The organism is Lysinibacillus zambalensis, from assembly GCF_040183165.1.
Taxonomy (GTDB): Bacteria; Bacillota; Bacilli; order Bacillales_A; family Planococcaceae; genus Lysinibacillus; species Lysinibacillus zambalensis.
This window is the reverse complement of sequence record NZ_JBEGDG010000012.1, coordinates 60,837-87,471: the sequence shown is the minus strand read 5'-3', so window position 1 is coordinate 87,471 and position 26,635 is coordinate 60,837. Positions and strand designations below refer to the sequence as shown.

Below are 26,635 nucleotides of genomic sequence, written 5' to 3'. Positions count from 1 at the left end.
GCACAAAGCCGATTCTGGAAACAATTATGCCGTGGCATAATTGATACTCCCATTTTTCATCGATAGAGGTCGAGCGAGCGTTCAGTCAACATTAATGCTCTTATACTTCTTCTAGAACGTAAAACAAAAGGGGTGTTTTACTTGAATAGAGCAGTAATTTTAGCAGGAGCAAGAACTGCATTTGGTAAGTTTGGGGGTTCACTATCAGCATTAAGCGCTAGTGATTTAGGCGCGATCGCCATAAAAGGGGCACTTGAGAAAGCGAATATTTCGCCTGCTGAAGTGAATGAAGTAATTTTAGGCTCCGTTTTACAAGGGGGACAGGGCCAAATTCCTTCAAGGCAGGCTGCGATCAAAGCAAGCTTACCGATAGCAGTGAAAACAGAAACGATTAACAAAGTTTGTGCGTCAGGGATGCGTGCTGTAACACTAGCGGATCAGCTAATTCGATTAGGGGACGAAGAAGTAATAATCGCTGGTGGTATGGAATCTATGTCCAATGCACCGTATTATCTACAAAACGGTCGAACAGGCTTACGCATGGGCGATTCAACAATGGTAGATGGCATGCTATATGATGGCTTAACATGTGCTTTCGATAAGACAAGGCCGCATATGGGAATCTACGGCAATGTAACGGCCAAAGAATATTCGTTAAGCCGTGAGGAGCAGGATGCTTGGTCTGTTCGCAGTCATGAACGTGCACTTGCAGCAATTGAGAAGGGTTACTTTGCTGAAGAAATCGTACCTGTGGAAATTCCACAACGTAAGGGAGAGCCGCTTCATGTCGATACGGACGAGGCACCAAGAGCTGGTACAACAATAGAGGTACTTGCAAAACTTAAGCCAGCCTTTGACAAGGATGGAACGATTACAGCAGGTAATGCACCTGGCGTTAACGATGGGGCATGTGCCTTAGTAGTAATGAGTGAGGAACGTGCAGCACGTGAAGGAAGAGAGCCGCTTGCGGTGATTATCGGCCATGAAGAGCTTGCGATTGAACCAGAGAACTTCCCGCAAACACCAGGGCTTGTCATTAACAAATTACTTAAAAAGACGGGGAAATCATTAGCTGATATTGATTTGATTGAAATCAATGAAGCATTTGCAGCAGTAGCTCTTGTCAGCAAGCAGCTAGCGGATCTAGATGCTGAAAAGATCAATGTTAACGGTGGTGCAGTTGCGTTAGGTCATCCAATCGGAGCATCTGGAGCACGCATTATTTTAACACTTGCTCATGAATTAAAACGTCGTGGCGGTGGTATCGGAATTGCTGCTATCTGCTCAGGTGGAGGGCAAGGCGATGCGATTATGATTGAAGTACCGAAAACAGGGGGACACGAATGATGGGAATTCAAAAAGTAATGGTTATTGGTGCAGGGCAAATGGGCTCTGGCATTGCACAAGTTTGTGCACAAGCTGGCTATGATGTAAAACTGAATGACATGAAACAAGAATTTTTCGAACGCGGTTTAGGAGTCATTACGAAAAATCTGACACGTGATGTCGAAAAGGGGCGTAAAACGGAGGATGAGAAGGCAGCCATTTTAGGTCGTATTAATATGTCACTAGATTTACAGGATGCTAGTGATGTAGATATTATCATTGAGGCAGCTGTGGAAAATATGGAAGTGAAGCAATCCATCTTTAAGCAAATTGATCAGATTGCACCGGCACACGCCATTTTAGCTACGAATACATCATCTTTACCAATTACGGAAATTGCAGCTGTTACAAATCGTCCAGAGCAAGTGATTGGTATGCACTTTATGAATCCAGTACCTGTTATGAAGCTTGTAGAAATTATTCGAGGGTTAGCTACTAGTGATGAAGTCTACAAAGCAGTTGAAGACATGACAGTAAAATTATCGAAAACGCCGGTGGAAGTAAATGACTTCCCAGGTTTTATTTCGAATCGTATTTTATTACCAATGATTAATGAAGCGGTCTACGCATTGTATGAAGGGGTAGCATCGAAAGAAGCCATTGACGATGTAATGAAGCTAGGCATGAATCATCCGATGGGACCGTTAACATTGGCAGACTTTATTGGCCTTGATACATGTTTATCCATCATGGAGATTTTACATGAGGGCTTAGGCGATAGTAAATATAGACCTTGTCCATTGCTTCGTAAATATGTGGCAGCAGGATGGCTAGGTAAAAAATCCGGAAGAGGCTTTTACGTTTATGAATAATCCTATGGGGATGGGACGATTCAAATGAAATGAAATGCTACGGGACAACGTACAGGGGTGACATTATAGATGCATTTACAATTTACAGATGAACAAATAATGATGCGTGATATGGTTCGAAATTTCGCTCAGGATAAAATTGAACCGTGGGTAGAGCGTATGGAAGCAGGAGAGTTTCCGCGTGAACTCCTTGCGCAAATGGGAGAATTAGGTTTAATGGGGATTACAACGCCTGAGGAATTAGGCGGCTCAGCGATGGATTTCACATCGTACATAATTGCGATCAATGAACTATCAAAGGTTAGCGCAGTAATGGGTGTTATTTTATCCGTGCATACTTCGGTTGGAACAAATCCTATCATTTATTTCGGTAACGATGAACAGAAGAAACGCTATGTTCCAAAGCTTGCTGCGGGTGAATATTTAGGGGCATTTTGTTTAACAGAGCCTAGCGCTGGTTCTGACGCTGGCTCTTTACAATCCAAAGCGGTGCGAGATGGAGATGAATATGTCATCAATGGCTCCAAGGTGTTTATTACAAACGGTGGAGAAGCAGATGTTTATATTGTCTTTGCCTCAACGAATCCTGCTGGAAAAACACGTGGTATTTCAGCATTTATAGTTGAAAAAGGAACACCAGGCTTAATCATAGGTAAAGATGAACATAAAATGGGCTTACATGGCTCACGTACAGTTCAACTAACATTCGACAACTGTCGCATTCCAGCTGCAAACCTTCTTGGGGAGGAAGGGGAAGGCTTTAAAATTGCAATGGCTAACTTAGACGTTGGACGTATTGGAATCGCAGCTCAATCTCTAGGCATTGCCGAAGCGGCGCTAGAGGCAGCTACTGCGTATGCAAAAGAACGTGTCCAATTTGGAAAGCCTATTGCAGCGCAACAAGGGGTTGGCTTCAAGCTTGCTGATATGGCAACTGCTGTAGAGTCAGCAAAATTACTAGTTTTTCGAGCAGCAGATTTACGCACAAAAGGGTTGCCATGCGGAGCCGAGGCCTCGATGGCGAAACTTTTTGCCTCTCGTACAGCCGTGCAAACAGCGATAGACGCTATACAAATTTTTGGTGGCTATGGCTATACAAAAGACTATCCTGTAGAACGCTATTTCCGAGATGCAAAGGTGACAGAAATATACGAGGGTACAAGCGAAATTCAAAAGCTAGTCATTAGTAAACATTTACTTAAATAAAGTCTGATGTTATTGCGGAGTTGATTTTTCAAGGAGATTGACGATTGTACAGGGAAGACCGTTAATCCCGCGAAACATCATCACATATAGAAATCAACAAAACTGAGTCTAACGAAAAAGGGGAAATGGACAATGAACTTTCAATTAACAGAAGAGCATGAGCAATTACGTGAAATGATTCGTGATTTTGCTATTAATGAAGTAGCACCAACAGCAGCTGAACGTGACGAGAACGAAGAGTTTGACCGTGCAATTTTCGATAAAATGGCAGAGCTAGGCTTAACAGGTATTCCATGGCCAGAAGAATACGGCGGTGCAGGCTTTGATTATCTTGCATATGTCATTGCAGTAGAAGAATTATCACGTGTATGTGCTTCAACAGGGGTAACTTTATCAGCACATACTTCACTTGCGGGTTGGCCGATTTTTAAATTCGGTAATGAAGAACAAAAACAAAAATACCTTCGTCCAATGGCAGAAGGTAAACATATCGGTGCTTACGGCTTAACGGAGCCAGGATCTGGTTCGGATGCTGGTGGCATGAAAACATATGCAAAACGTGATGGCGATGACTATATTTTAAACGGCTCGAAAATCTTCATTACAAACGGTGGAGTAGCAGATACATATGTTGTATTTGCAGTAACAGATCCAGAAGCTAAACATGGCACATCTGCTTTTATCGTTGAAGCAGGCTTTGAAGGCTTCTCGGTAGGGAAGAAGGAGAAAAAACTAGGTATTCGTTCATCTCCTACAACTGAAATTATTTTTGATAACTGTCGCGTTCCGAAAGAAAACCTGCTTGGAGCTGAGGGAGAAGGCTTCAAAATTGCGATGACAACACTTGATGGAGGACGTAATGGTATTGCCGCACAAGCTTTAGGGATTGCGCAAGGTGCATTGGATGCAGCGGTTGAATACGGTAAAGAGCGTGTGCAATTTGGTAAGCCGATTACTGCTAACCAAGGTATATCCTTTAAGCTTGCAGATATGGCAACTCAAATTGAAGCATCTCGACTGCTTACATACCAAGCGGCTTGGTTAGAATCGAATGGTCTACCTTATGGTAAGGCGTCTGCAATGGCAAAATTAATGGCTGGGGATACGGCGATGAGTGTAACGACTGAGGCGGTTCAAGTCTTTGGTGGATATGGTTATACGAAGGATTATCCAGTTGAGCGCTTCATGCGTGATGCAAAAATCACACAAATTTACGAAGGTACACAAGAGATTCAACGACTTGTTATCTCTCGTATGTTGACAAAGTAACGTATGACAGAAAAAGATAAAAGACCCCAAGTACAGTCAACAGTAAAAGATGAAAATCTCATCGCCATTCGTCGAGAACAGATGATAGAGGGAGCCATTAAATTATTTAAAGAAAAAGGGTTTCACCGTGCCACAACGAGAGAAATCGCAAAAGCTGCAGGCTTTAGTATCGGAACATTATATGAATATATTCGTACGAAGGAAGACGTCCTTTACCTTGTATGTGATAGTATTTATCACCATGCGATGGGGCGACTTTCAAGTTTTGAAATTAAGGCAGGAACGATTGAAGAGCTAAAGGAAATGATTCGAGAGTATTTCTTGCAAATTGATAGTTTGGTTGATGAGCTGACAATCATGTATCAGGAAACAAAATCGCTGTCGAAAGAAGCACAACGCTATGTATTTAGTAAAGAGTTTGAGATGGTTGCTACTTTTGAGCGATTACTAAAACGCTGTGTGCAGTCAGGTGAAATAACGATGACAGATAAACAAATTCACTTAGCAGCAAATAATTTAGTCGTTTCTGGACAAAGCTGGGCATTCCGTAAATGGGCGCTCCATCGTCAGCACTCGATTGACGAATTTATTGAAATGCAAATAACATTGTTCATTTCAGGCATAAAGGGGTTCTAATAAGTTCTGTAAAGGGGTTGTCGGTAATTGCATAAAGCGACATTGCAATTACCGATTTTTTTATAAATAGAAAGCTGTTTCATCACACAAAGGTGTAATTGATTAAGGGGAGAAAGTGGGGATTTCATATGACAAAGGTAGAAGTATATCGTCCAAAAAATCACGTACGTTTTGTTACAGCATCAAGTCTATTTGATGGACATGATGCTTCGGTTAACATTATACGACGTATTTTGCAATCAAGCGGTGTAGAGGTAATCCATTTAGGGCATAACCGCTCCGTGGAAGAAGTCGTAAATGCTGCGATTCAAGAGGATGCGCAAGGTATTGCAGTATCATCTTATCAAGGTGGACATATGGAATACTTTAAATATATGTATGATTTGCTGCGTGAAAAAGGGGCGCCACATATTAAAATTTATGGTGGTGGCGGTGGTGTTATTTTACCGCGTGAAATTAAAGAGCTACATGCTTACGGGATTGCTGGGATTTTCTCACCAGAGGATGGGCGTGTTTTAGGATTACAAGGGATGATTAATGAGAAAATTAAAGGAACTGATTTCCCAACTGCTATAGGTAGCTATCAAGAAAAGCTGGATGCTCTATCAACAGAAACACCTGAAATTTTAGCAAACTTATTAACTGCGGCTGAATCGAATGAAGATGAAGAAACGAAAAAGATGCTAGCGGAAGCTCGCAAACGCTCAAAAGGGACGCCTGTATTAGGTATTACGGGAACAGGTGGTGCAGGTAAATCTTCCTTAACAGATGAATTAATTCGTCGTTTCTTGAAAGAGTTTCCAGATAAGCGCGTAGCTATTCTGTCTGTCGATCCGACAAAGCAAAAGACAGGTGGGGCTTTACTTGGTGACCGAATTCGTATGAATGCGATTTTCAATAATCGCGTATATATGCGTAGTTTAGCAACTCGTGGATCTCGTACAGAGCTTACTGCTTCCATTGGAGACGTGCTAGATGTAACGCGTGTAGCGGGCTATGATTTAATCATTGTTGAAACAAGTGGTATTGGTCAGGGTGACGCGGAAATTACAAAATACACTGATCTATCTATGTACGTAATGACAAGTGAATTTGGTGCGCCTACACAGCTTGAGAAAATTGACATGATTGATTTTGCGGATGTGATTGCCATCAATAAATTTGAACGCAAAGGCTCTGAGGATGCACTACGTCAAGTGCAGAAGCAATATCAACGTTCTCGAGAGCTTTGGGATGAATCACTTGATAATATGCCTGTGTACGGTACGATTGCTAGTCAATTTAATGATAAAGGAACGAATGCTTTATTTGCAGCATTAGTAAATATCATTAATACGAAGACAGGTAGTCATTGGGAGACGGGTTATGAGCAATTTGCGAAAACGCAAAAGCAAGATGTGATTATTCCAAACGACCGTCGTTATTATTTACGAGAACTCACGGACACTGTGCGTGGCTATCATAAAAAATCAGAGCAACAAGTGGAATTTGCTCGCCGTCTATTCCAATTAGAGGGATCTATTGAAACAATCAAGGAAAAGGCGCCAAATGATGCATTAATTGCATCTCTTACTTCTTTAGCGGAAGGTGTCAGAGATGAATTAACGGCTGAATCTAAACGTATTTTAGATAATTGGCATGCTTTAAAAGAAGCGTATGCTGGAGATGAATTAGTAACGAAAGTTCGAGATAAGGAAATTCGAACAATTTTAAAGACAACGAGTTTATCAGGTACGAAAATTCCTAAAGTAGCCTTGCCGAAATTCGTAGATTATGGTGAAATTTTACGCTGGGTTTATAAAGAAAATGTACCTGGTGAATTCCCGTATACAGCAGGGGTATTCCAATTTAAGCGTGAAGGGGAAGATCCGAAGCGACAATTTGCTGGCGAAGGAACGCCTGAGCGTACGAATAAACGATTCCATTATTTATCGAAGGATGATGATGCGAAACGTTTATCAACAGCATTTGATTCGGTAACGCTATATGGGGAGGATCCAGATTACCGACCTGATATTTATGGAAAGGTTGGAGAGTCGGGTGTTTCTATTTGTACGTTAGAAGATATGAAAAAGCTATATGCAGGCTTTGATTTATGTGCACCATCAACTTCTGTATCGATGACAATTAACGGTCCAGCACCGGTTATTTTGGCAATGTTCATGAATACGGCTATTGATCAGCAAGTGAAACTACGTGAGAAAGAACTGGATCGACCTTTAACAGTTGAAGAATTTACGGAGACACGCGAGAAAACATTACAGGTTGTACGCGGAACCGTGCAAGCAGATATTTTAAAGGAAGATCAAGGGCAAAATACATGTATATTCTCAACAGAGTTTGCGTTACGTATGATGGGAGATATTCAGCAATACTTTATCGATCATAAAGTTCGTAATTATTACTCTGTATCTATTTCTGGTTACCATATTGCCGAAGCTGGTGCGAATCCAATTTCACAGTTGGCCTTTACATTAGCAAATGGCTTTACGTATGTAGAATATTATTTAAGTCGAGGAATGAATATTGACGACTTTGCGCCAAATCTATCATTCTTCTTCTCTAATGGACTTGATCCAGAGTACACAGTTATTGGACGCGTAGCTCGCCGTATTTGGGCAATTGTTATGCGTGATAAGTACGGCGCCAATGAACGAGCGCAAAAATTGAAATATCATATTCAAACATCTGGACGTAGTTTGCATGCACAGGAGATTGACTTTAATGATATCCGCACAACGTTACAGGCGTTAATGGCATTACAGGATAACTGTAATTCATTGCATACGAATGCATATGATGAAGCTATTACAACGCCTACGGAAGAATCTGTACGTCGTGCGATGGCTATTCAAATGATTATTACGAAGGAACATGGCTTAGCGAAAAACGAAAATCCATTACAAGGAGCGTTTATCGTAGAAGAGTTAACAGATCTTGTAGAAGAAGCGGTACTAGAAGAGTTTGATCGTATCAATGATCGTGGTGGCGTACTAGGTGCAATGGAAACACAATATCAACGTGGTAAGATTCAAGAGGAATCTATGCACTACGAGATGCTAAAGCATTCAGGTGAGTTACCAATCATTGGTGTAAACACATACTTAAATCCCAATCCGCCTTCTGAAGATGAAATTAACAATATGGAAATTGCGCGTGCATCAACGGAAGAAAAAGAGACGCAAATTCGTAATTTACAGGCTTTCTGGAAGCAACATGAAGGCGAGAATGCAGCAGCTCTTGCTCGTTTACAACAAGTAGCTGTAAACAACGGTAATATTTTCGCTGAGCTTATGGAAACCGTAAAAGTCGCTAGCTTAGGGCAAATCACGAATGCTTTATACGAGGTAGGCGGACAATATCGTCGTAATATGTAATGATCGTTAACGTTTATTCTATTTTGTACAAAATGTTTGTATAGTTTTAAGTGCCTAGTCTTAGGATTAGGCACTTCTTTTTATTTCCGTTATAATAGAAATGTAAAAAAAAGGGGAGACGCAATAGATGATGAAATCGGCTATTAACTACATCATTATTTTAGCTTTGGTGGTAGGAGTTATTTTCCTGTATGATAAGCAAATTGGCGCTGTTCCTTTACTATTATTATCTGTCTATTTGTTTTACTTGGGGATAAAAAAGATGCGTGATATAAAAAACAGTAATTGAAGCTAGCAATGAGGATAATACTTTGTATATAATGGGTATTATGCTTATGATGGGAAGTTACTTTTGTGCGGCCTTTTTTTGCTGCGCTCCGAAAATAAAGCTATATGAATTTTAAAACGTCCAATGTGATGAGAGAAAGGAAGTGCACGAATGAATTTTCGTGAAATGACAAAAGAACAATTAGCGGAAGAATCGTTAATTAACTTAGCTTATGCAATTTTAAATGAAAAACGTGCCTCAGTGTCTTTTAATGACTTATTAACAATTATTCAAGAGCTTGTTGGCTATAGTGATGAGGAAATAAAAGCTCGCCTACTACAATTTTACACGGATATAAATGTAGATGGCCGCTTCTTATTTAATCAAGAAACAGGCTGGGGCTTACGTGAATGGTATAAAGTTGAACAGATTGAAGAAGAAACAGCTCCATCTGTTAAAACGCATAAGAAAAAATCTAAAGCAGCCCTTGAGGATGAAGAAGATTTAGAAGAAGAAGATATTGACTTTGATGAAGATTATGAAGAATTCGTTGAAGAAGATCTAGATGAAGAAGAAGAAGAAGATGAAGCAGATGATAAAGAAGATATCGACTTTGATGAAGAAGATTTAGAAGACATCGATGAAGAAATCGATGAAGACTTTATCGATGAAGAAGAAGATGAATTTGAAGAAGAGGATGAAGTCTAATTTATTTCAGCAAACATCCGCTAAAATAAGTTAGTAAGCCTTCTAAGGATGTCATGGAAATCGAGGTATAATTGATGATAATTACTCTTTGAAATTTTCTTTCTTTTATCCTTGTAGTAAAAAATCTTGACTTCTATCACGGTTCCGTTTAATCTTTTACTTGGGCTCCTTATTAAAGGAGAAAGACCGTGTATGTAATACGCTCCCCCTGCAAACCTATGCAGGAGGAGCGTTTTTTTATTTTTTAACTTTATTCAATCAAGTTCTCCCATGTTTATAATTACGGAATGAATAGTAAGGCGCTAAATTATTCATGATGTATAGTAAGCGGTGATTGAATATATGTTAAATCTTTTTAAAAGGAAAGTAGAAAAGAGATAGAAACGATGACAGCTTCGAATCGACTACATATTTGTAGGCATTCTCGGCTTTTCTTATTTTAGGGATGAGAAATATTTATTTTCTTAGCCTGTCAAAACATTGGCATCAATGCTTAGAATCGGCATGTGGCGTGAATGTACTTTTCTTACTAACAATTTCTAGTACAACATAAGGAGGAATTTTTTCATGACAAAGTATATTTTTGTAACAGGTGGGGTTGTGTCTTCACTTGGAAAAGGGATTGTAGCAGCATCTCTAGGTCGTTTATTAAAAAATCGCGGATTAGAAGTGACGATTCAAAAATTTGACCCATATATCAATATTGACCCAGGTACAATGAGTCCTTATCAACATGGTGAGGTATTCGTAACAGATGATGGCGCAGAAGCTGACTTAGACTTAGGTCACTACGAACGTTTCATTGATATTAACCTAGGAAAACATTCTACAGTAACATCAGGTCGTGTTTATCAATCTGTATTACAAAAAGAACGCCGTGGTGATTACAACGGTGGAACAGTGCAAGTAATTCCTCATATTACAAATGAAATCAAAGATCGTATTCAACGCGCTGGTCGCGAAACTAACGCAGACGTAGTTATTACAGAAGTAGGCGGAACAGTTGGGGACATCGAATCATTACCATTCCTTGAAGCAATTCGCCAAATGAAAACGAACTTAGGCCATAACAACGTAATGTACGTTCATTGTACGCTTATTCCTTACATTAAAGCTGCAGGTGAGCTTAAAACAAAACCAACTCAGCACTCTGTAAAAGAATTACGTTCTTTAGGTATTCAACCAAATATTATCGTTGTCCGCACAGAGCAAGAAGTGCCACAAGATATGAAAGAAAAACTAGCTTTATTCTGTGATGTACAGCCACACGAAATTATTGAATCTCGTGATGCAGAGCATTTATATGAAGTACCATTAAACCTACATGCACAAGATATTGATGATATCGTACTTGACCATTTTGGCATTGAAGCACCAGAAGCGGATATGGAAGAATGGCGCGAGCTTGTAGCAAAAGTGAAGAGCTTACCAAATAAACGAAAAGTAGCATTAGTAGGTAAATATGTAGAACTACAAGATGCTTACATTTCTGTTGTAGAAGCATTAAAACATGCAGGCTATGCATTTAATTCTGATATTGAAATTGACTGGATTAATGCAGAGCATGTAGATGCTGACAATGTTGCTACGCTATTAAAAGGTGCTGACGCTATTTTAGTTCCAGGTGGTTTCGGCGATCGTGGAGTTGAAGGTAAAATTTTAGCGACACAATATGCTCGCGAAAATAATGTACCATTCTTAGGTATTTGCCTAGGTATGCAACTGGCAACAGTAGAATTTGCTCGTAACGTGCTTGGTTTACAAGGAGCGCATTCAACAGAGTTAGATTCACAAACACAATACCCAATTATTGACTTCTTACCAGATCAAAACGACAATGTCGACATCGGTGGTACATTACGTTTAGGTTTATACCCATGTAAGTTAAAAGAAGGCTCGAAGGCAAGCCAAGCGTATGGTCAAGAGCTTGTTTATGAGCGTCACCGTCATCGTTATGAATTTAACAATGAATATCGTGAAGCGATGGAAGCAGAAGGTCTTGTCTTCTCAGGTACAAGTCCTGACGGAAAATTAGTAGAAATTATCGAGTTACCAGAAAATAATTTCTTCGTAGCATGCCAATTCCACCCAGAATTAGTATCACGTCCAAACCGTCCACAGCCATTGTTCCGTGATTTTATCGGAGCAACATTTAAATAATACAAAAAAGAGTTGTCTCACGTGCTGAGACAACTCTTTTTTTAGCTCTTCGGCAAAACGAGATTATTCCGATAAAAGTTAAAATTGTTCCGATAAATCTTCAAAGTATTCCTATATAAAAGGAGTTGTCTCTAGTGCTGAGACAACTCCTTTTATAGATTCTTTATAGCTCTTCGTCATCAAGACCAAGCATTTCATCATACGCAATTTTTACGGCTTCATAAACAAAAAGGGCAGCAATAGCGTGTGGCACAACTATGCGCTCACCTAAATCGTTCGGTAATAAACCACCTCGCATGCGTGTTGAAATATACGTATACGCTAAATCTGCCAGTGGATTTTCGGCATTAGCCACTTCGCTAGCAACGGCTGCAAATGGAATAAACTGATTATTTAATTGCTGTGCTAATGCTAATGCATCCTCATCGTGTGCGCTACGTGTAAAAATGCATACACGATCTGCTTCTGTGATTACTGTATCTTTTGTCCAAGGGACTAACTTCGTAAAACGTTCCACAGCTTGAAATGCATTTAATTCGACAACTTGCATTTCGCCAAAGCATGCGAAATAGACATTACCTTCACTAATACCCGCTTGCGCAAGTAATCGCGCTGTTTCTTCAATTGCTTCCTCTTCATTTTGTGATATTCTTTGTAATAAACCACTTAGTTGTGTTGTTAATATTTTTGACATAGTCCCACCTCAATCAATATTATAGGTTTGAAAAGAGCATAAAGCAAAAGTAGATAATTTATAATAATAGAAGGTATTAATAGGTTAAAGGAGAATATTACATAATAGAGAGAATTTTACGTAAAAATAATAACTAAAAAAGGGCGGAATGAAATGTGAAACGAGTACTAATTGTCGATGATCAACCAGGAATTCGTTTACTTTTAAATGAAGTGTTGAAAAAAGAAGGTTACGGTACATATTTAGCTGCAAATGGTATGGAAGCACTGAAGTATGCTGAGGAAGAGGAAATAGATTGTGTCCTGCTAGACATGAAAATTCCAGGAATGGATGGCATAGAAATTTTAAAGCACTTAAAAGAGCGATGGCCACAACTTCCGGTTTTCATGATGACAGCATATGGTGAATTGGACGTTGTACAGGAGGCATTAGATTTAGGAGCTATTCGATATTTTACTAAGCCTTTTGATATTTTTGAAGTGCGTGATGAGGTTAATAAAATAGTAAGTGCTTAGATGAACAGGCAGTGGTCAACACCGCCTGTTTTTCTTGGTTATTATAGAAGTTTTCTACCATTTTACTATTATTTTGCTTCCACAATAAATGACTCATCACCATAACGAGGGGGTGATTTCCGTCCGATGATCCTCTTTTATTTTTCTGCAGTATTGAGATTTATCGACCAACTTTTTATATTGATCACCCAACTTTCGAAAAATATCGACATCTACCTTCATGTAACACTATTTGATCGTACTGTGGCTAACCTTCGTTCCGTTAACACTGCACAACGATTGGACGCTGTCACTCCGCTTTCGCGTAACCTTTATTCCGTTAACACTGCAAAACGGTTGGATGCTGCCGCTCCGCTGCCGCGTAACCTTGTTCCGTTAACACTGCAAAACGGTTGGACGCTGTCGCTCCGCTTTCACGTAACCTTCGTTTCGTTGCGCTACACAACGGTTGGCACTGCCGCTACGTTGCACTTCGCTTTCATGCAGAAAACAAAGTAACCTGAAATGCTTTTCAGGTTACTTTGTTTTTGCTATGATTAAATAGCATATCTATGTAGAAAAGATAGTCCTAAGAGGAGGATTTTTAGTATGGCATTAGTATCTATGAAAGAGATGTTAATTAAAGCAAAAGCAGAAGGTTATGCGGTTGGTCAGTTCAACATTAACAACCTTGAGTGGACTCAAGCAATTTTACAAGCAGCAGAAGAGGAAAAATCTCCAGTTATTCTAGGCGTTTCTGAAGGTGCAGGAAAATATATGGGCGGATTTATTTCCGTTGTACACATGGTAAAAGGTTTAATGGAATCTTATGGTACTACGGTACCTGTAGCTATTCACCTTGACCATGGTTCAAGCTTTGAAAAATGTAAAGAAGCTATTGATGCAGGCTTTACTTCTGTAATGATCGATGCTTCTCATCATCCATTTGAGGAAAACGTTGCGACTACTTCAAAAGTAGTTGAGTATGCTCATTCGAAAGGTGTTTCTGTTGAAGCTGAGCTTGGCACAGTAGGCGGTGACGAGGATGGCGTAATCGGTGGTATTATGTACGCTGATCCAGAAGAATGCCGTAAAATGGTTGAGATGACAGATATCGATTGTTTAGCGCCAGCACTTGGCTCTGTACATGGTCCTTATAAAGGCGAACCAAACTTAGGCTTTAAAGAAATGGAAGAAATCTCAAACTTAGCAGACCTTCCATTAGTATTACATGGTGGTACAGGTATCCCAACAAAAGATATTCAACGTTCAATTTCATTAGGTACAGCAAAAATTAACGTCAATACTGAAAATCAAATTGCTGCTACAAAAGTAATTCGTGAAGTTCTTGAAAACGATAAAGTTGTTTATGATCCTCGTAAATTCCTTGCACCAGCACGTGAAGCGATTAAAGCGACAGTTATTGGGAAAATCCGTGAATTTGGCAGTGCGCAAAAAGCATAATTTTAGTATCTAATACGCAAAAAAAACAGAGATGAATACACATATAAGAGAAGTGTTGATGTTGTTATCGACCTTCTCTTGTTTTTGAAATAAAAAATTTTTGGCAAAAATTTAAATAGCAGGCTTATCCCAAAAGTTGTATAGTAAATTGATTGCCGTTCCAACTGATTGGTCCTAAGAAAGCGCCCAGTCAGAACGGAAATCAACTTCAAGTAGGATGATGAGTCAAAACAGTGATTAGGAGGAAAAAATAATGAAATTTTTTATAGATACAGCAAACTTTGAAGAGATTAAAGAAGCACACGCATGGGGTATTTTATCAGGTGTTACAACAAACCCATCATTAGTTGCAAAAGAAGAGAATGTTTCTTTCCATGATCGACTTCGTGAAATCTCAGAGCTTGTAGATGGCTCAGTGAGTGGGGAAGTAATCGCTCTAGATGCAGAAGGTATGATTAAAGAAGGCTTAGAATTGGCTGAAATTGCTCCGAATATTACAGTTAAACTGCCAATGACTCCAGCTGGCTTAGAGGCATGTCGCTTCTTTGCAGACAAAGGTATTAAAACGAACGTAACATTAATCTTTAGTGCCAACCAAGCATTAATGGCTGCTCGTGCAGGTGCTACATATGTATCACCATTTATCGGTCGTTTAGATGATATGGGTCAAAACGGTGTAGAACTAATTGAAACGATTGCAGATATTTTCACAATCCATAATATCGATACGCAAATTATTGCTGCATCTATTCGTCATCCGCAACATGTAACAGCTGCAGCACTTGCAGGTGCACATATTTCGACTACTCCATTTAAAGTATTAAAGCAACTTTTCAATCATCCACTAACGGAAAAAGGAATTGAAGGATTTTTAGCGGATTGGAATAAGAGAAAAGGCGAATAATAAGATTATATAGTGAGCCAATTGCAGAAAAAATTACTTTCCAATCATGAGGGAGAACGCAAAATGGATGTTTATAAAATTACAGGCGAAAATCGCCTACAGGGTACAATAAAAGTTAGTGGTGCAAAAAATAGTGCAGTCGCCTTAATTCCTGCATCGATTTTGGCGAACTCTCCAGTGACAATTGGAGGGTTACCAGAAATTTCTGATGCGTGGACGTTAAAGGCATTATTAGAGGAAATCGGTGGGGAAGTGTCATTTGAGGATGGCGTAATGACAATTGATCCAACGGAAATGATTGCTTTACCATTACCGAACGGCAACGTGAAAAAACTTCGTGCTTCCTATTACTTAATGGGAGCCATGCTTGGGCGTTTTAAAAAAGCTGTGATTGGTTTACCGGGAGGCTGCTTCTTAGGGCCACGTCCTATTGATCAACATATTAAAGGCTTTGAGGCATTGGGTGCGAAAGTTACGAATGAGCATGGAGCGATTTATTTACGTGCTGATGAATTAATTGGTGCCAAAATATTTTTAGACGTTGCCAGTGTGGGAGCAACCATTAATATTATGTTAGCTGCTGTTCTTGCAAAAGGACGTACGGTTATTGAAAATGCAGCAAAAGAACCAGAGATTATTGATGTAGCAACTCTTCTTACTAACATGGGAGCTAATATTAAAGGTGCGGGTACTAGTGTTATCCGTATTGAAGGCGTAGAGGAGCTTCATGGTACGGAGCATACAATTATTCCAGATCGTATTGAAGCTGCTACGTTTATGATAATGGCTGCCGCTTTAGGTGAAGGCATTACCATTGATAATGTTATTCCATTGCATTTAGAGGCGATTATTGCAAAGCTTCGTGAAATGGGTGTAAAAATCGAAATTGATGAAGAAAGTATTTTTGTACCCAAAACGGACCTTTCCTCATTGCAGGCCGTCGATGTAAAAACATTAGTGTATCCAGGGTTCCCGACTGATATTCAGCAACCACTTTCTGTATTAATGTCTCAAGCATTTGGTTCCTCAAAGATAACAGATACGATTTATACAGCTCGATTTAAGCATATTGATGAACTTCGTCGTATGAATGCCATTGCACGCGTTGAAGGAAATACAGCTATTATTACAGGCCCTAATAAATTACAAGGTTCAACTGTAACAGCTACAGACCTTCGTGCTGGTGCTGCATTAGTATTAGCAGGGCTTTTAGCTGAAGGTGAAACAGAAATTCACGATATCTATCATATTGAACGTGGGTATAGCTCACTTATTGAGAAATTACGTGATTTAGGCGCTGATATTCGACGTGAAACAATAATGGCACGCGTAGCAGAGACAAAGGAATAATGAGAGCTAAAAGTTTTGAACTAACTATGTTACAATAGAGGTAATTTGAATGTTTCGGCGAAGAAACATGCCGATAACGGGAGGCAAATAAGACAATGGAACGTAGTTTATCGATGGAAGTAGTACGAGTAACAGAGGCAGCAGCAATCGCATCCGGGAAATGGATGGGTCGCGGTTTAAAAATTGAGGCAGATGATGCAGCAACGACAGCGATGCGCGTAATGTTCGATACAATTCCAATGCATGCTACAGTAGTGATTGGTGAAGGTGAAATGGATGAAGCGCCAATGCTTTATATTGGTGAAGAGCTTGGCTTACGCAATGGTGGTCCTAAAGTAGATATTGCAGTTGACCCATTAGAAGGTACGAATATTGTAGCGAAGGGTACAAATGGTGCAATGACAGTTCTTGCTATTGCAGATAAAGGGAATCTGTTAAACGCGCCTGATATGTACATGGAGAAAATTGCAGTAGGACCAGAAGCGGCTGGTAAGGTAGATATTAACGCTTCTGTTACGTATAATTTATTACAAGTAGCGAAAGCTAAAAATAAAGATATTTCGGACGTAGTAGCTACACTTTTAGATCGACCACGTCACCAAGCAATTGTTGATGAAATCCGAGAAGCTGGAGCACGTATTAAATTTATTCAAGACGGTGACGTTGGAGCAGCTATCAATACTGCTTTTGATGAAACTGGCATTGATATTATGTTTGGTACAGGTGGTGCACCAGAGGGTGTTATCTCAGCTGTTGCTTTAAAATGTCTAGGTGGAGACTTCCAAGCGAAGCTAGTGCCAGAAGATGCTGAACAGTTAGAACGCTGTGAAAAAATGGGTGTAGACGTAGAAAAAGTTCTTTATTTAGATGACCTAGTTAAAGGTGACGATGCTATTTTTGCAGCGACTGCTGTAACAGATTGTGAGCTATTAAAAGGTGTTCAGTATAAAGGAGCCTACGCATTAACTCATTCAGTAGTTATGCGAGCTAAATCTGGAACTGTACGATTTGTAGAAGGTCGTCATGCTCTTGATAAAAAACCTAGCTATAAATAAAATTTTCTTCTAAAATATACCTAGTGCATCTTTTTTGCACTAGGTACCTTCTTCTAAATTTTCAACCATCCCATAGTTTTATAAGGCCATGTTATGCTTCAATGCTTTGCCTAGTTAATTGAAGTATCTATCGCCCTGCTTAATTTCTAACGAACAACTGAAAATGCTGACAGGTACGAAAAGATTAACTTTATCTTCATGTAGCAAAATGCTATTGTATTGAAAGTAAAGTGTAACAATTATGCCAAGGTGATATAGGCCTATCGCAAAAAACTTCTATGAAAACCCCAAAAATGAAAATTATATTTTGAAAAAGACTGGAGTTGTGCACATGTCTGCATTGACAATCGCTCAATTAGAAAACATGACGTTAAAGGAGCTTTATGCCCTAGCACGCCAATATAAAATTTCATATTATAGCAAGCTAACGAAAAAAGAATTAATATTTGCTATTTTGAAAACTCGTTCGGAGCAAGAAGGCTATTTCTTTATGGAAGGTGTACTAGAAATTGTTTCGCAAGAAGGCTTTGGCTTCCTTCGACCAATTAACTACTCTCCAAGTAAAGAGGATATTTATATTTCTGCTTCTCAGATTCGTCGTTTTGACCTACGAAATGGGGACAAGGTATCTGGTAAAGTACGTCCACCTAAAGAAAATGAACGCTATTACGGACTACTACAAGTAGACGCTGTTAACGGTGAAGACCCAGAAGTAGCTAAAGAACGTGTGCATTTCCCTGCATTAACGCCTTTATATCCTGATCGACAAATTAAGCTTGAAACTACACAGCGCAATTTATCGACGCGTATTATGGATTTAGTGGCACCTGTAGGCTTCGGGCAGCGTGGATTGATCGTTGCACCACCAAAAGCAGGGAAAACGTCATTATTAAAAGAAATCGCGAATGCGATAACAACTAATTACCCAGATGCAGAGTTAATTGTATTACTAATTGACGAACGCCCTGAGGAAGTAACTGATATTGAACGTTCAGTGAATGCTGATGTAGTGAGCTCGACTTTCGATGAGGTTCCAGAAAATCATGTGAAAGTTGCAGAAATTGTGTTAGAACGTGCACGCCGCTTAGTTGAGCATAAGCGTGATGTTATTATTTTAATGGATTCTATTACACGTTTAGCACGAGCGTATAACTTAGTTATTCCTCCGAGCGGTCGTACGCTTTCAGGTGGTATTGACCCTGCGGCGTTCCATCGACCAAAACGATTCTTCGGTTCGGCACGTAATATTGAAGAAGGCGGTAGTTTAACAATTTTAGCGACTGCTTTAGTAGATACAGGATCTCGTATGGATGAGGTCATTTATGAAGAATTTAAAGGAACAGGTAACCTAGAGCTGCATCTTGATCGCCAATTAGCAGAGCGTCGTATTTTCCCTGCGCTGGATATCCGCCGTTCAGGTACACGTAAGGAAGAGCTTCTACTTGAGCCTGAGCAACTTGAAAAGCTATGGGCAATTCGTAAAACATTCTCGGACGCACCTGATTTCGCGGAGCGCTTCATGAAAAAATTACGTACAACAAAATCAAATGAAGAATTCTTTGATAAGCTAAATGAAGATATGAAAAAAGCTACTAAAGGCAAAGGCCTACTATAACCATGAATCACCATTGACTAGCAATAGTCGATGGTGATTTTTTTATTTAATCAAAAATAATTGAAATTGATAATCATTATCAATATAATGGTTCCATATAATTCTATTTTTAAAAGGAGACGGAAATGAATTATGACGCTTATATGCTTCTATGGCAAAATGCAAATATCCAGTTAAAGCAAATTGACTATGTTAGTAATACCGATGTTCGAATGACAAAGGTTTTAAAAAATAGCGCATTCCTTATCATCACAGCAGGAGATGCAGAAATTGTCATTGATGAGCAACCTTATCATGTACAGCACTTTAGTATTTTCCATATTGGAAAGTCCAAATCCTTTCATATTACGGCACCAAAAAGCATTAGCTACTTCCTTATCTCCTATAAAGGGGATGTAATTTACAAAGATGCTTTTATGCAACATTTACAGATACAATATCAGCCATTCCAAACAACTTTCTCTTGTATACCTGCAAATCCAGTAGCCTTACATACAATTTTGCAAGATATGTACAGCAAATGGCAGTCGGGCTCTATTCAAGAGCATTTATCAGTGAAAGCATCCTTTTATGAGTTCGTCTACCGTGTTTTTCGAGAACTGGCTGAGGGGCAGGGGGAACCGCACGACATTGATAGGGCAGAAGCAGCACGTCTGTATATAGAGAAAAACCTACATGAATCTTTATCCATACAGGCACTTGCTGATTTACTAAACATTAGTGCACGTCATTTATTACGTATTTTTAAGGCTCGTTATGAAGTAGGTCCACAAATTTATTTACAGCAACTAAGAATAGAAAAGGCGAAGCATTACTTGGTAGAAAATCAATACGGCATAAAAGAAATAGCTATTTCGCTTGGATTTGAAGATGAATATTATTTTAGTCGGGTTTTTAAAAAGGCAACAAACATGGCACCAAGTAATTTTAGGCTGAAATATACATCAAACTTGTCCGAAATCGCCATTACAAATGAGAATCATTTTCAATACAATAAGAATCAGCTCGCGCAAGCAAAACAATATGAAAATGAGGAAAATAACATAATGATGAAAAAAATAAGTAGGCATGTAAAGATACCATTTTTGCTAAGTTTATTCGTTTTACTTGCAGCATGTGGAGAAGATACAAAACAATCTGTTGAACATAAAGAAAATGAGCCTAAGTCAGAAGAAGTAAAGACTAGAACTGTGACAGATGATAGTGGACGACAAGTAGAAATTCCAGTTAAAGCAGAACGGGTAGTGACAGACTGGTATCTTGGACAAATTCTAGCGTTGGATGTTATTCCAGTAGGAGCAGTGACAGCTAACTTAGACTTTGCAGCATTTTTAAAATCTTATTACAAGGAAGGTGATATTTCCAATATTGGTACAGATGGGAGTGCATCATTAGAAAAGATCTTAGAATTAAAGCCAGATTTAATCATTACATGGAATAAAGAAGATGTAGAAAAATATGAAAAGATTGCTCCAACTATTGTATTTTCGGAAACAGCGCATAAATCGGCTACCGAGGAAGTTAAAGCGATGGGAGAATATTTAGGTCGTAAGGACGAAGCTAACGCATTTGTTCAAGATTTTGAGAAACGTATAGCGCAAGCACAGGAAAAAATAAATAATGTTATCCCAGAAGGAGCTACTTTTACTATTTATGACGTATTCGAAAAAAATGCAACGGTTGTAGGGAATTCAAGTGTGTCAGGTGGTAGAGCACGTTATCAAATGCTTAATATGAAGCCTCAGGAAAAGGTACAGGAGCTTTTCGATACAAAAGAATCTACAGGTGGGCGTTATGAAATTTCCTATGAAGTGGTAGGAGACTATGTTGGGGATTATGTTTTTGTTATTAATTTCTTTAATAAAGAGAAGAAATTCCCTTCCACTTGGAAAAATCTAGATGTTGTCAAAAATAATAAAACAATAGAATTAGAACCAGAATATTATTTTGCTTCTGATCCACTCTCTGGATTACATCAAGCCGAAGATATGGCTGAAAAAATAGTAGAGTTTTCAAAGGCTCAACAAAAGTAATGAAGATCAGGTGTGTTGATTAGAAAAAATAGATTTAATATTGAGCAATAATAAAAGGATTTTTTTGTTGCTATTTTGCTAATATATTCCCGTTTTTAACTGATTGTAGCGTAGGGCTACTCGATTCCCACGGGAAAGCGAGACAGACGAGACCCTGCACGAAGCGTAGCGGAGGAAGCGGCTCAGCGCTCGCCCGCAGGAAGCCTTGCTCTGCGCGAAAGCGAAGCGTCAGCAACGAATGTTTTATCTGTGCGAAAGCGAAGCGTCAGCAACAAATGTTTTATCTGTGCGAAAGCGAAGCGTCAGCAACAAAGTGAGTAGCCTGTAGCGGAAATCAGCGTTTTCGAATTAATTTGAATGAAAAAAACGGTTAATCACCACATCTGAATGAAGATGGCAAAGAAATGTGAGCTACCTGTGTATGATGGGGTAGCTTATTTATAGAATACTATGAATGATATTGATAATAGGAGGCTTCCTCAATGTTATTACAGCGTTTTTTTTCATATTACAAGCCCTATAAAGGATTATTTATTTTGGATTTTTCCTGTGCCATACTAGTAGCCCTTATCGAATTAGCATTTCCAATCGTTTTAAATAAGGTGATTGATGATATTCTACCAGACGGTGAACTAAAGTGGATTATTATGGCTAGTTTATTATTATTTGTTTTATATATTTTTAATTCTATTTTACATTTTATCGTTTCGTATTGGGGACATATGTTAGGAATCAATATTGAGACGGATATGAGAAGGGAAGCGTTTAGTCACGTTCAAAAGCTCTCGTTCCGTTATTTCGATAACAATAAAACAGGGCACCTAGTTTCAAGATTGACGAATGATTTAATGGACATTGGTGAACTTGCACATCATGGACCAGAGGATATGTTTATTGCTGCAATGACGATTGTAGGTACATTCGGAGTTATGTTTTACATTGATCCAACCTTTACAATACTAATTTTCCTACTGGTTCCAATCATTTTAATTTTAACGATTATTTTTGGGAAGTTAATGTCCAAAGCATTCCGTCAAATGTTTGGGGATATTGCAGATTTTAATGCACGTGTTGAAAACAATGTAAGTGGTATTCGTGTTGTACAAGCCTTTACGAATGAAGAGCATGAGATTAAACGATTTAAAGCAAACAATGAAAGATTTCGAATGACAAAACTTTTTTCTTATAAAGTAATGGCTTGGAATGAAGCAATCTCAGGCATTCTCACAAAAATTTTGTCATTATTCACGCTATTTGTAGGTGCATATTTCGTTTTAGAAGGCCATTTAACAAATGGTGAATTCATTGCATTTATTTTATTATCAGGTATTCTCTTAAACCCAATCAATAAAATTAATATGTTTATTGAAAGTTATCCGAAAGGAATGGCAGGGTTTAGAAGATACATTGAATTTCTAGAAACGGCACCTGAAATTGCTGATCGTCCAGAGGCAAAAGCTATTGATGAAATTGGAGGAGAAATTACATTTACTAATGTATCGTTTGGTTACTCTGAAAATAATCATACCTTACACCATATTAATTTAAAGGTACATCCTGGTGAAACAGTCGCGCTTGTAGGTCCATCTGGTGCAGGGAAATCTACCATCTGCAGTTTATTACCACGATTTTATGAAGTAAATGAAGGTTCAATAAAAATTGATGGCATCGATATACGAGATTTTAAGCTGCAATCTTTACGTTCACATATAGGAATTGTTCAACAGGATGTCTTTTTGTTTGATGGCACAATTCGAGAAAATATTGCTTATGGTAATTTAAACGCGAGTGAGGAAGATATTTGGTTTGCTGCACAGAGAGCGCAGCTTACAGATGTCATTAAAGCGCTACCTGATGGCATGGATACATTAATTGGTGAACGTGGCGTGAAATTATCAGGCGGACAGAAGCAAAGATTATCGATTGCACGTATATTCTTGAAAAATCCTAAAGTATTGATTTTGGATGAAGCAACATCTGCTTTGGATACAGAAACCGAGCAGGCAATTCAACAAGCTTTAAACGAGCTCGCAATAGGCCGTACAACATTAGTGATTGCACACCGTTTAGCAACGATAAAGGATGCTGATCGAATTGTCGTTGTATCGAAAAAAGGAATTATAGAAGAAGGCACTCATGAGCAATTAATGGATAGAAAAAATGCTTATTATGGTTTGTATACAGCGCAATTTGGCTTACAAATCTAAGCTAGTAATTTGTCATTTTATCGTCACTTAGCGCAATGACGCCAAGGCGAATTGATAAAAGGAAGGAAGGTTTATATGTCAGTTCTTGAAATAGATCGTGTAGCTATTGGTTATTCCTCGACGCTCATTGTTCATGATTTAAGTGTGGAAATTCCAAAAGGACAAATCTCAACGATTATTGGTCCAAACGGCTGTGGCAAATCTACCTTATTAAAGGCAGTTGCACGTGTACTACGGACCCAAGATGGAGCAGTTTACTTAGATGGAAAAGCAATTCATCAATTAAAGACAAAAGAAGTAGCAAAAAGAATGGCAATTTTGCCTCAAACAGCAACAGCTCCAGGGGGATTAACAGTTTTTGAACTAGTATCCTATGGCCGTTTTCCTCATCAAGCAGGGTTTGGTACATTGCACAAGGAAGATTATGAATATATTCATTGGGCTATCGATGTTACAGGTCTTAGAGAGTTTAGTGATCGTCCGATAGAGGCACTATCCGGTGGGCAACGTCAACGAGTATGGATTGCCATGGCATTAGCTCAAGGAACAGATATTTTAGTACTTGATGAACCTACTACGTATTTAGATTTAGCACATCAGCTCGATATTTTATTACTGTTACAAAAGCTAAATAAAGAGGAAAGACGAACGATTGTGATGGTATTACACGATTTGAACCATGCTTCTCGTTTTTCAAACTTTATGATTGCTATGAGAGATGGACATTTAATTGTGAATGGTCAGCCAAATGAAGTGATGACAAAGGAAAATTTACAAAAGGTGTTCAATATTGATGCAGAAATGGCTGTCTGCCCATATAGTAAAAATCCTATCTGCTTATCTTACCAACTGCACGACATGAAAGAATAGCGTTAAGTAGGAAATTGAATTGTAAGGATTAAGGAGGAAGTGTATGACTACGTCGACAGGAGTAGGAGGGCTCAGAGATTTAGATGAACTACAACAGCGATCTCATCCAGTCCGTGGTGTAGTAGCTTTAATTGTTGGGGTGATAGGGTTAATATTTGCAATCGGTTTGTCTATTTCATTTGGTGCCGCAGATATTTCATTGAGTACTGTATGGACAGCTATTACTCATTTTTCACCGGATGTAACAACGCATCAAATTATACATGATATTCGATTACCACGAGTGTTAGGCGCAGGATTAGTAGGTGGATGCTTTGCGGTCGCAGGTGCGATTATGCAAGGCATGACACGCAATCCATTGGCTGACTCTGGATTATTAGGGTTAAATTCTGGGGCTGCGTTTATGCTAGCAATCTGCTTTGCTTTTTTCCCTAATTTATCGTACATGTATATAGTTTTATGGTCATTTATTGGAGCGGGCTTAGGTGTTGCGATTGTTTATGGCGTAGGTTCGCTATCAAAAGGTGGCCTAACGCCGATGCGATTAGTGTTGGCAGGTGCTGCCGTAAGTGCTCTATTAGGTGCGCTAGGAGAAGGCGTTGCTCTTTATTATCGTATTGGACAAGACTTAGCCTTCTGGTATGCAGGAGGTGTTTCAGGTACAAAGTGGTATCATCTTCAAATATTATCGCCATGGATACTGGCGTCAATGATTGGTGCTCTAATTTTATCACGTTCCATTACATTACTAAGTTTAGGTGAAGAAATTGCCGTAGGACTTGGACAACGTACTACCGTAGTAAAAATATGGGGAATGGTAATTGTTTTAGTGTTGGCAGGAGCAGCAGTATCAGTCGTTGGAGCAGTCGGGTTTGTTGGCTTAATAGTTCCGCATTTTATGAGATACATAGTTGGACACGATTATCGTTGGATTATTTCATGTTCATTAATTTATGGAGCATTACTTGTTGTGTTGGCTGATCTTGTTGCAAGGATGATCAATCCACCATACGAAACACCAATTGGAGCGCTAATTGCGTTTATCGGAGTTCCATTCTTCCTATATATAGCCCGTAAAGGAGGAAAAGAACTATGAGTAATAGTTTTTTAACAGTAACTCAACAAAAAGCTAAAAAGAAAAACTTCTTAATTCTAGGTACACTAGCTTTACTAATAGTCATCACATTTGTCATTAGTATGAATACAGGGGTTATAAAGCTAACACCAATGGAGGTTATTCGAACACTTTTTGGTCAGGGCGATGCCCAACAGCAACTTATTTTGTTTGAATTTAGGCTGCCTCGTATCGTTATTGCAGTTTTAGTGGGGATGGGCTTAGCAGTTTCAGGGGCTATTTTACAAGGTATTTCTAAAAATGCTCTAGCTGACCCAGGCATTTTGGGTATAAATGCAGGAGCTGGACTTGCAGTTATGCTTTATATTTCATTTTTTCCATCTACTAAAGCAGCACCTGTATTTTTACTGCCGGTGTTAGCATTTGTAGGATCAGGGATGACAGCTGTTTTAATTTATATACTTTCTTATCGACGTCATGAAGGAATTACCCCAATGCGCTTAATATTAACAGGTATTGCAGTAGCTGCGGGTATTAGCTCAGCGATGATTGTGCTGACGCTGCGTTTAACTCCTGAAAATTATCAATTCGTTGCAACGTGGCTAGCGGGGAGTATTTGGGGATCAAATTGGAGATTCGTATTATCTTTATTGCCATGGTTACTAATTTTACTACCGTTTGTGTATTCAAAATCCCGCGTTTTGAACGTGATAAATTTAGGAGAAATAACAGCAGTCGGTTTGGGAGCTTCAATTGAAAGGGAGCGTCGCTGGCTTCTTGCAGCATCTGTAGGATTAGCTGGGGCAAGTGTGTCAGTAAGTGGGGGGATTGGATTTGTTGGATTAATTGCTCCACATTTGGCACGTCAGCTCGTTGGGGCTAAACATCAGTTTTTACTGCCTGCTGCCGCACTCTTAGGTGGATTATTAGTTTTAATGGCTGATACAATCGGTCGCTTAATCTTAGAGCCATCAGAAATTCCATCCGGGATTGTAGTAGCAGTTTTAGGAGCACCCTATTTCTTATATTTATTAGCGCATTTAAAGGAATAA

General features: G+C 39.0%; 22 protein-coding genes. 21 read left to right on the top strand and 1 reads right to left on the bottom strand.

Annotated features, from left to right (window positions below; translation table 11 throughout):
* The first annotated feature begins 141 nt into the window (after nucleotides 1-141).
* The 9 genes from ABNX05_RS16230 (at nucleotide 142) to pyrG (ending at nucleotide 11,822) form a co-directional block, all read left to right on the top strand.
* Nucleotides 142-1,347 carry an acetyl-CoA C-acetyltransferase gene (locus tag ABNX05_RS16230; RefSeq protein ID WP_349660664.1) on the top strand — a complete coding sequence of 402 codons (1,206 nt, stop codon included), beginning with the start codon at nucleotides 142-144 and terminating at the stop codon, nucleotides 1,345-1,347.
* On the top strand, nucleotides 1,347-2,198 hold the full coding sequence (locus tag ABNX05_RS16225; protein WP_349660712.1) for a 3-hydroxybutyryl-CoA dehydrogenase: 852 nt from the start codon (nucleotides 1,347-1,349) through the stop codon (nucleotides 2,196-2,198). The genes ABNX05_RS16230 and ABNX05_RS16225 overlap by 1 nt, the downstream gene beginning before the upstream one ends.
* 69 nt (nucleotides 2,199-2,267) lie before the next feature.
* The gene (locus ABNX05_RS16220; protein WP_349660663.1) at nucleotides 2,268-3,404 is read left to right on the top strand and encodes an acyl-CoA dehydrogenase; all 1,137 of its coding nucleotides are present in this window, start codon (nucleotides 2,268-2,270) and stop codon (nucleotides 3,402-3,404) included.
* 132 nt (nucleotides 3,405-3,536) lie between these two features.
* Nucleotides 3,537-4,673 carry an acyl-CoA dehydrogenase gene (locus ABNX05_RS16215; RefSeq protein ID WP_349660662.1) on the top strand — a complete coding sequence of 379 codons (1,137 nt, stop codon included), beginning with the start codon at nucleotides 3,537-3,539 and terminating at the stop codon, nucleotides 4,671-4,673.
* A 3-nt stretch (nucleotides 4,674-4,676) separates the two neighbouring features.
* Nucleotides 4,677-5,309, top strand: coding sequence for a TetR/AcrR family transcriptional regulator (locus tag ABNX05_RS16210; protein ID WP_197139646.1), 633 nt, complete (start codon nucleotides 4,677-4,679; stop codon nucleotides 5,307-5,309).
* A 128-nt stretch (nucleotides 5,310-5,437) separates the two neighbouring features.
* Entirely contained in the window at nucleotides 5,438-8,686 is a 3,249-nt protein-coding gene (gene icmF / locus ABNX05_RS16205) for a fused isobutyryl-CoA mutase/GTPase IcmF (protein ID WP_349660661.1), read from the top strand.
* 127 nt (nucleotides 8,687-8,813) lie between these two features.
* Nucleotides 8,814-8,975 (top strand): hypothetical protein, encoded by a 162-nt coding sequence (locus tag ABNX05_RS16200; RefSeq protein ID WP_170938864.1) that lies wholly within the window; start codon nucleotides 8,814-8,816, stop codon nucleotides 8,973-8,975.
* 150 nt (nucleotides 8,976-9,125) lie between these two features.
* Entirely contained in the window at nucleotides 9,126-9,662 is a 537-nt protein-coding gene (rpoE, locus tag ABNX05_RS16195) for a DNA-directed RNA polymerase subunit delta (RefSeq protein WP_349660660.1), read from the top strand.
* 567 nt (nucleotides 9,663-10,229) lie between these two features.
* Nucleotides 10,230-11,822: a CTP synthase gene (pyrG, locus tag ABNX05_RS16190; protein ID WP_349660659.1), complete on the top strand. Its 1,593-nt coding sequence runs from the start codon at nucleotides 10,230-10,232 to the stop codon at nucleotides 11,820-11,822.
* A 163-nt stretch (nucleotides 11,823-11,985) separates the two neighbouring features.
* Here the strand turns inward: pyrG and ABNX05_RS16185 are convergent, their stop codons facing one another.
* On the bottom strand, nucleotides 11,986-12,516 hold the full coding sequence (locus ABNX05_RS16185) for a DUF2529 family protein (protein WP_349660658.1): 531 nt from the start codon (nucleotides 12,514-12,516) through the stop codon (nucleotides 11,986-11,988).
* Between the two features lie 155 nt (nucleotides 12,517-12,671).
* Here ABNX05_RS16185 and ABNX05_RS16180 point away from each other — a divergent pair, with 155 nt between their 5' ends.
* The 12 genes from ABNX05_RS16180 (at nucleotide 12,672) to ABNX05_RS16125 (ending at nucleotide 26,635) form a co-directional block, all read left to right on the top strand.
* Nucleotides 12,672-13,031 carry a response regulator gene (locus ABNX05_RS16180; protein ID WP_349660657.1) on the top strand — a complete coding sequence of 120 codons (360 nt, stop codon included), beginning with the start codon at nucleotides 12,672-12,674 and terminating at the stop codon, nucleotides 13,029-13,031.
* Between the two features lie 126 nt (nucleotides 13,032-13,157).
* Nucleotides 13,158-13,529 carry a hypothetical protein gene (locus ABNX05_RS16175; RefSeq protein WP_349660656.1) on the top strand — a complete coding sequence of 124 codons (372 nt, stop codon included), beginning with the start codon at nucleotides 13,158-13,160 and terminating at the stop codon, nucleotides 13,527-13,529.
* 90 nt (nucleotides 13,530-13,619) lie between these two features.
* Entirely contained in the window at nucleotides 13,620-14,474 is an 855-nt protein-coding gene (locus tag ABNX05_RS16170) for a class II fructose-bisphosphate aldolase (RefSeq protein ID WP_349660655.1), read from the top strand.
* A gap of 253 nt (nucleotides 14,475-14,727) precedes the next feature.
* Nucleotides 14,728-15,378, top strand: a complete 651-nt coding sequence (gene fsa, locus ABNX05_RS16165; protein ID WP_349660654.1) for a fructose-6-phosphate aldolase — start codon at nucleotides 14,728-14,730, stop codon at nucleotides 15,376-15,378.
* 63 nt (nucleotides 15,379-15,441) lie between these two features.
* On the top strand, nucleotides 15,442-16,728 hold the full coding sequence (gene murA / locus ABNX05_RS16160) for a UDP-N-acetylglucosamine 1-carboxyvinyltransferase (protein ID WP_349660653.1): 1,287 nt from the start codon (nucleotides 15,442-15,444) through the stop codon (nucleotides 16,726-16,728).
* A 95-nt stretch (nucleotides 16,729-16,823) separates the two neighbouring features.
* Nucleotides 16,824-17,783 (top strand): class II fructose-bisphosphatase, encoded by a 960-nt coding sequence (gene glpX, locus ABNX05_RS16155; RefSeq protein ID WP_079559386.1) that lies wholly within the window; start codon nucleotides 16,824-16,826, stop codon nucleotides 17,781-17,783.
* 331 nt (nucleotides 17,784-18,114) lie between these two features.
* Nucleotides 18,115-19,398 carry a transcription termination factor Rho gene (gene rho, locus ABNX05_RS16150; RefSeq protein WP_349660652.1) on the top strand — a complete coding sequence of 428 codons (1,284 nt, stop codon included), beginning with the start codon at nucleotides 18,115-18,117 and terminating at the stop codon, nucleotides 19,396-19,398.
* A 125-nt stretch (nucleotides 19,399-19,523) separates the two neighbouring features.
* A complete protein-coding gene (locus tag ABNX05_RS16145; protein WP_349660651.1) occupies nucleotides 19,524-21,431 on the top strand; it encodes an AraC family transcriptional regulator in 1,908 nt (635 codons plus the stop codon).
* 482 nt (nucleotides 21,432-21,913) lie between these two features.
* On the top strand, nucleotides 21,914-23,638 hold the full coding sequence (locus ABNX05_RS16140) for an ABC transporter ATP-binding protein (RefSeq protein WP_349660650.1): 1,725 nt from the start codon (nucleotides 21,914-21,916) through the stop codon (nucleotides 23,636-23,638).
* A gap of 75 nt (nucleotides 23,639-23,713) precedes the next feature.
* Nucleotides 23,714-24,508 carry an ABC transporter ATP-binding protein gene (locus ABNX05_RS16135; RefSeq protein WP_349660649.1) on the top strand — a complete coding sequence of 265 codons (795 nt, stop codon included), beginning with the start codon at nucleotides 23,714-23,716 and terminating at the stop codon, nucleotides 24,506-24,508.
* Nucleotides 24,509-24,551: 43 nt separating this feature from the next.
* Nucleotides 24,552-25,604, top strand: coding sequence for a FecCD family ABC transporter permease (locus ABNX05_RS16130; RefSeq protein WP_349660648.1), 1,053 nt, complete (start codon nucleotides 24,552-24,554; stop codon nucleotides 25,602-25,604).
* Entirely contained in the window at nucleotides 25,601-26,635 is a 1,035-nt protein-coding gene (locus tag ABNX05_RS16125) for a FecCD family ABC transporter permease (protein ID WP_349660647.1), read from the top strand. The genes ABNX05_RS16130 and ABNX05_RS16125 overlap by 4 nt, the downstream gene beginning before the upstream one ends.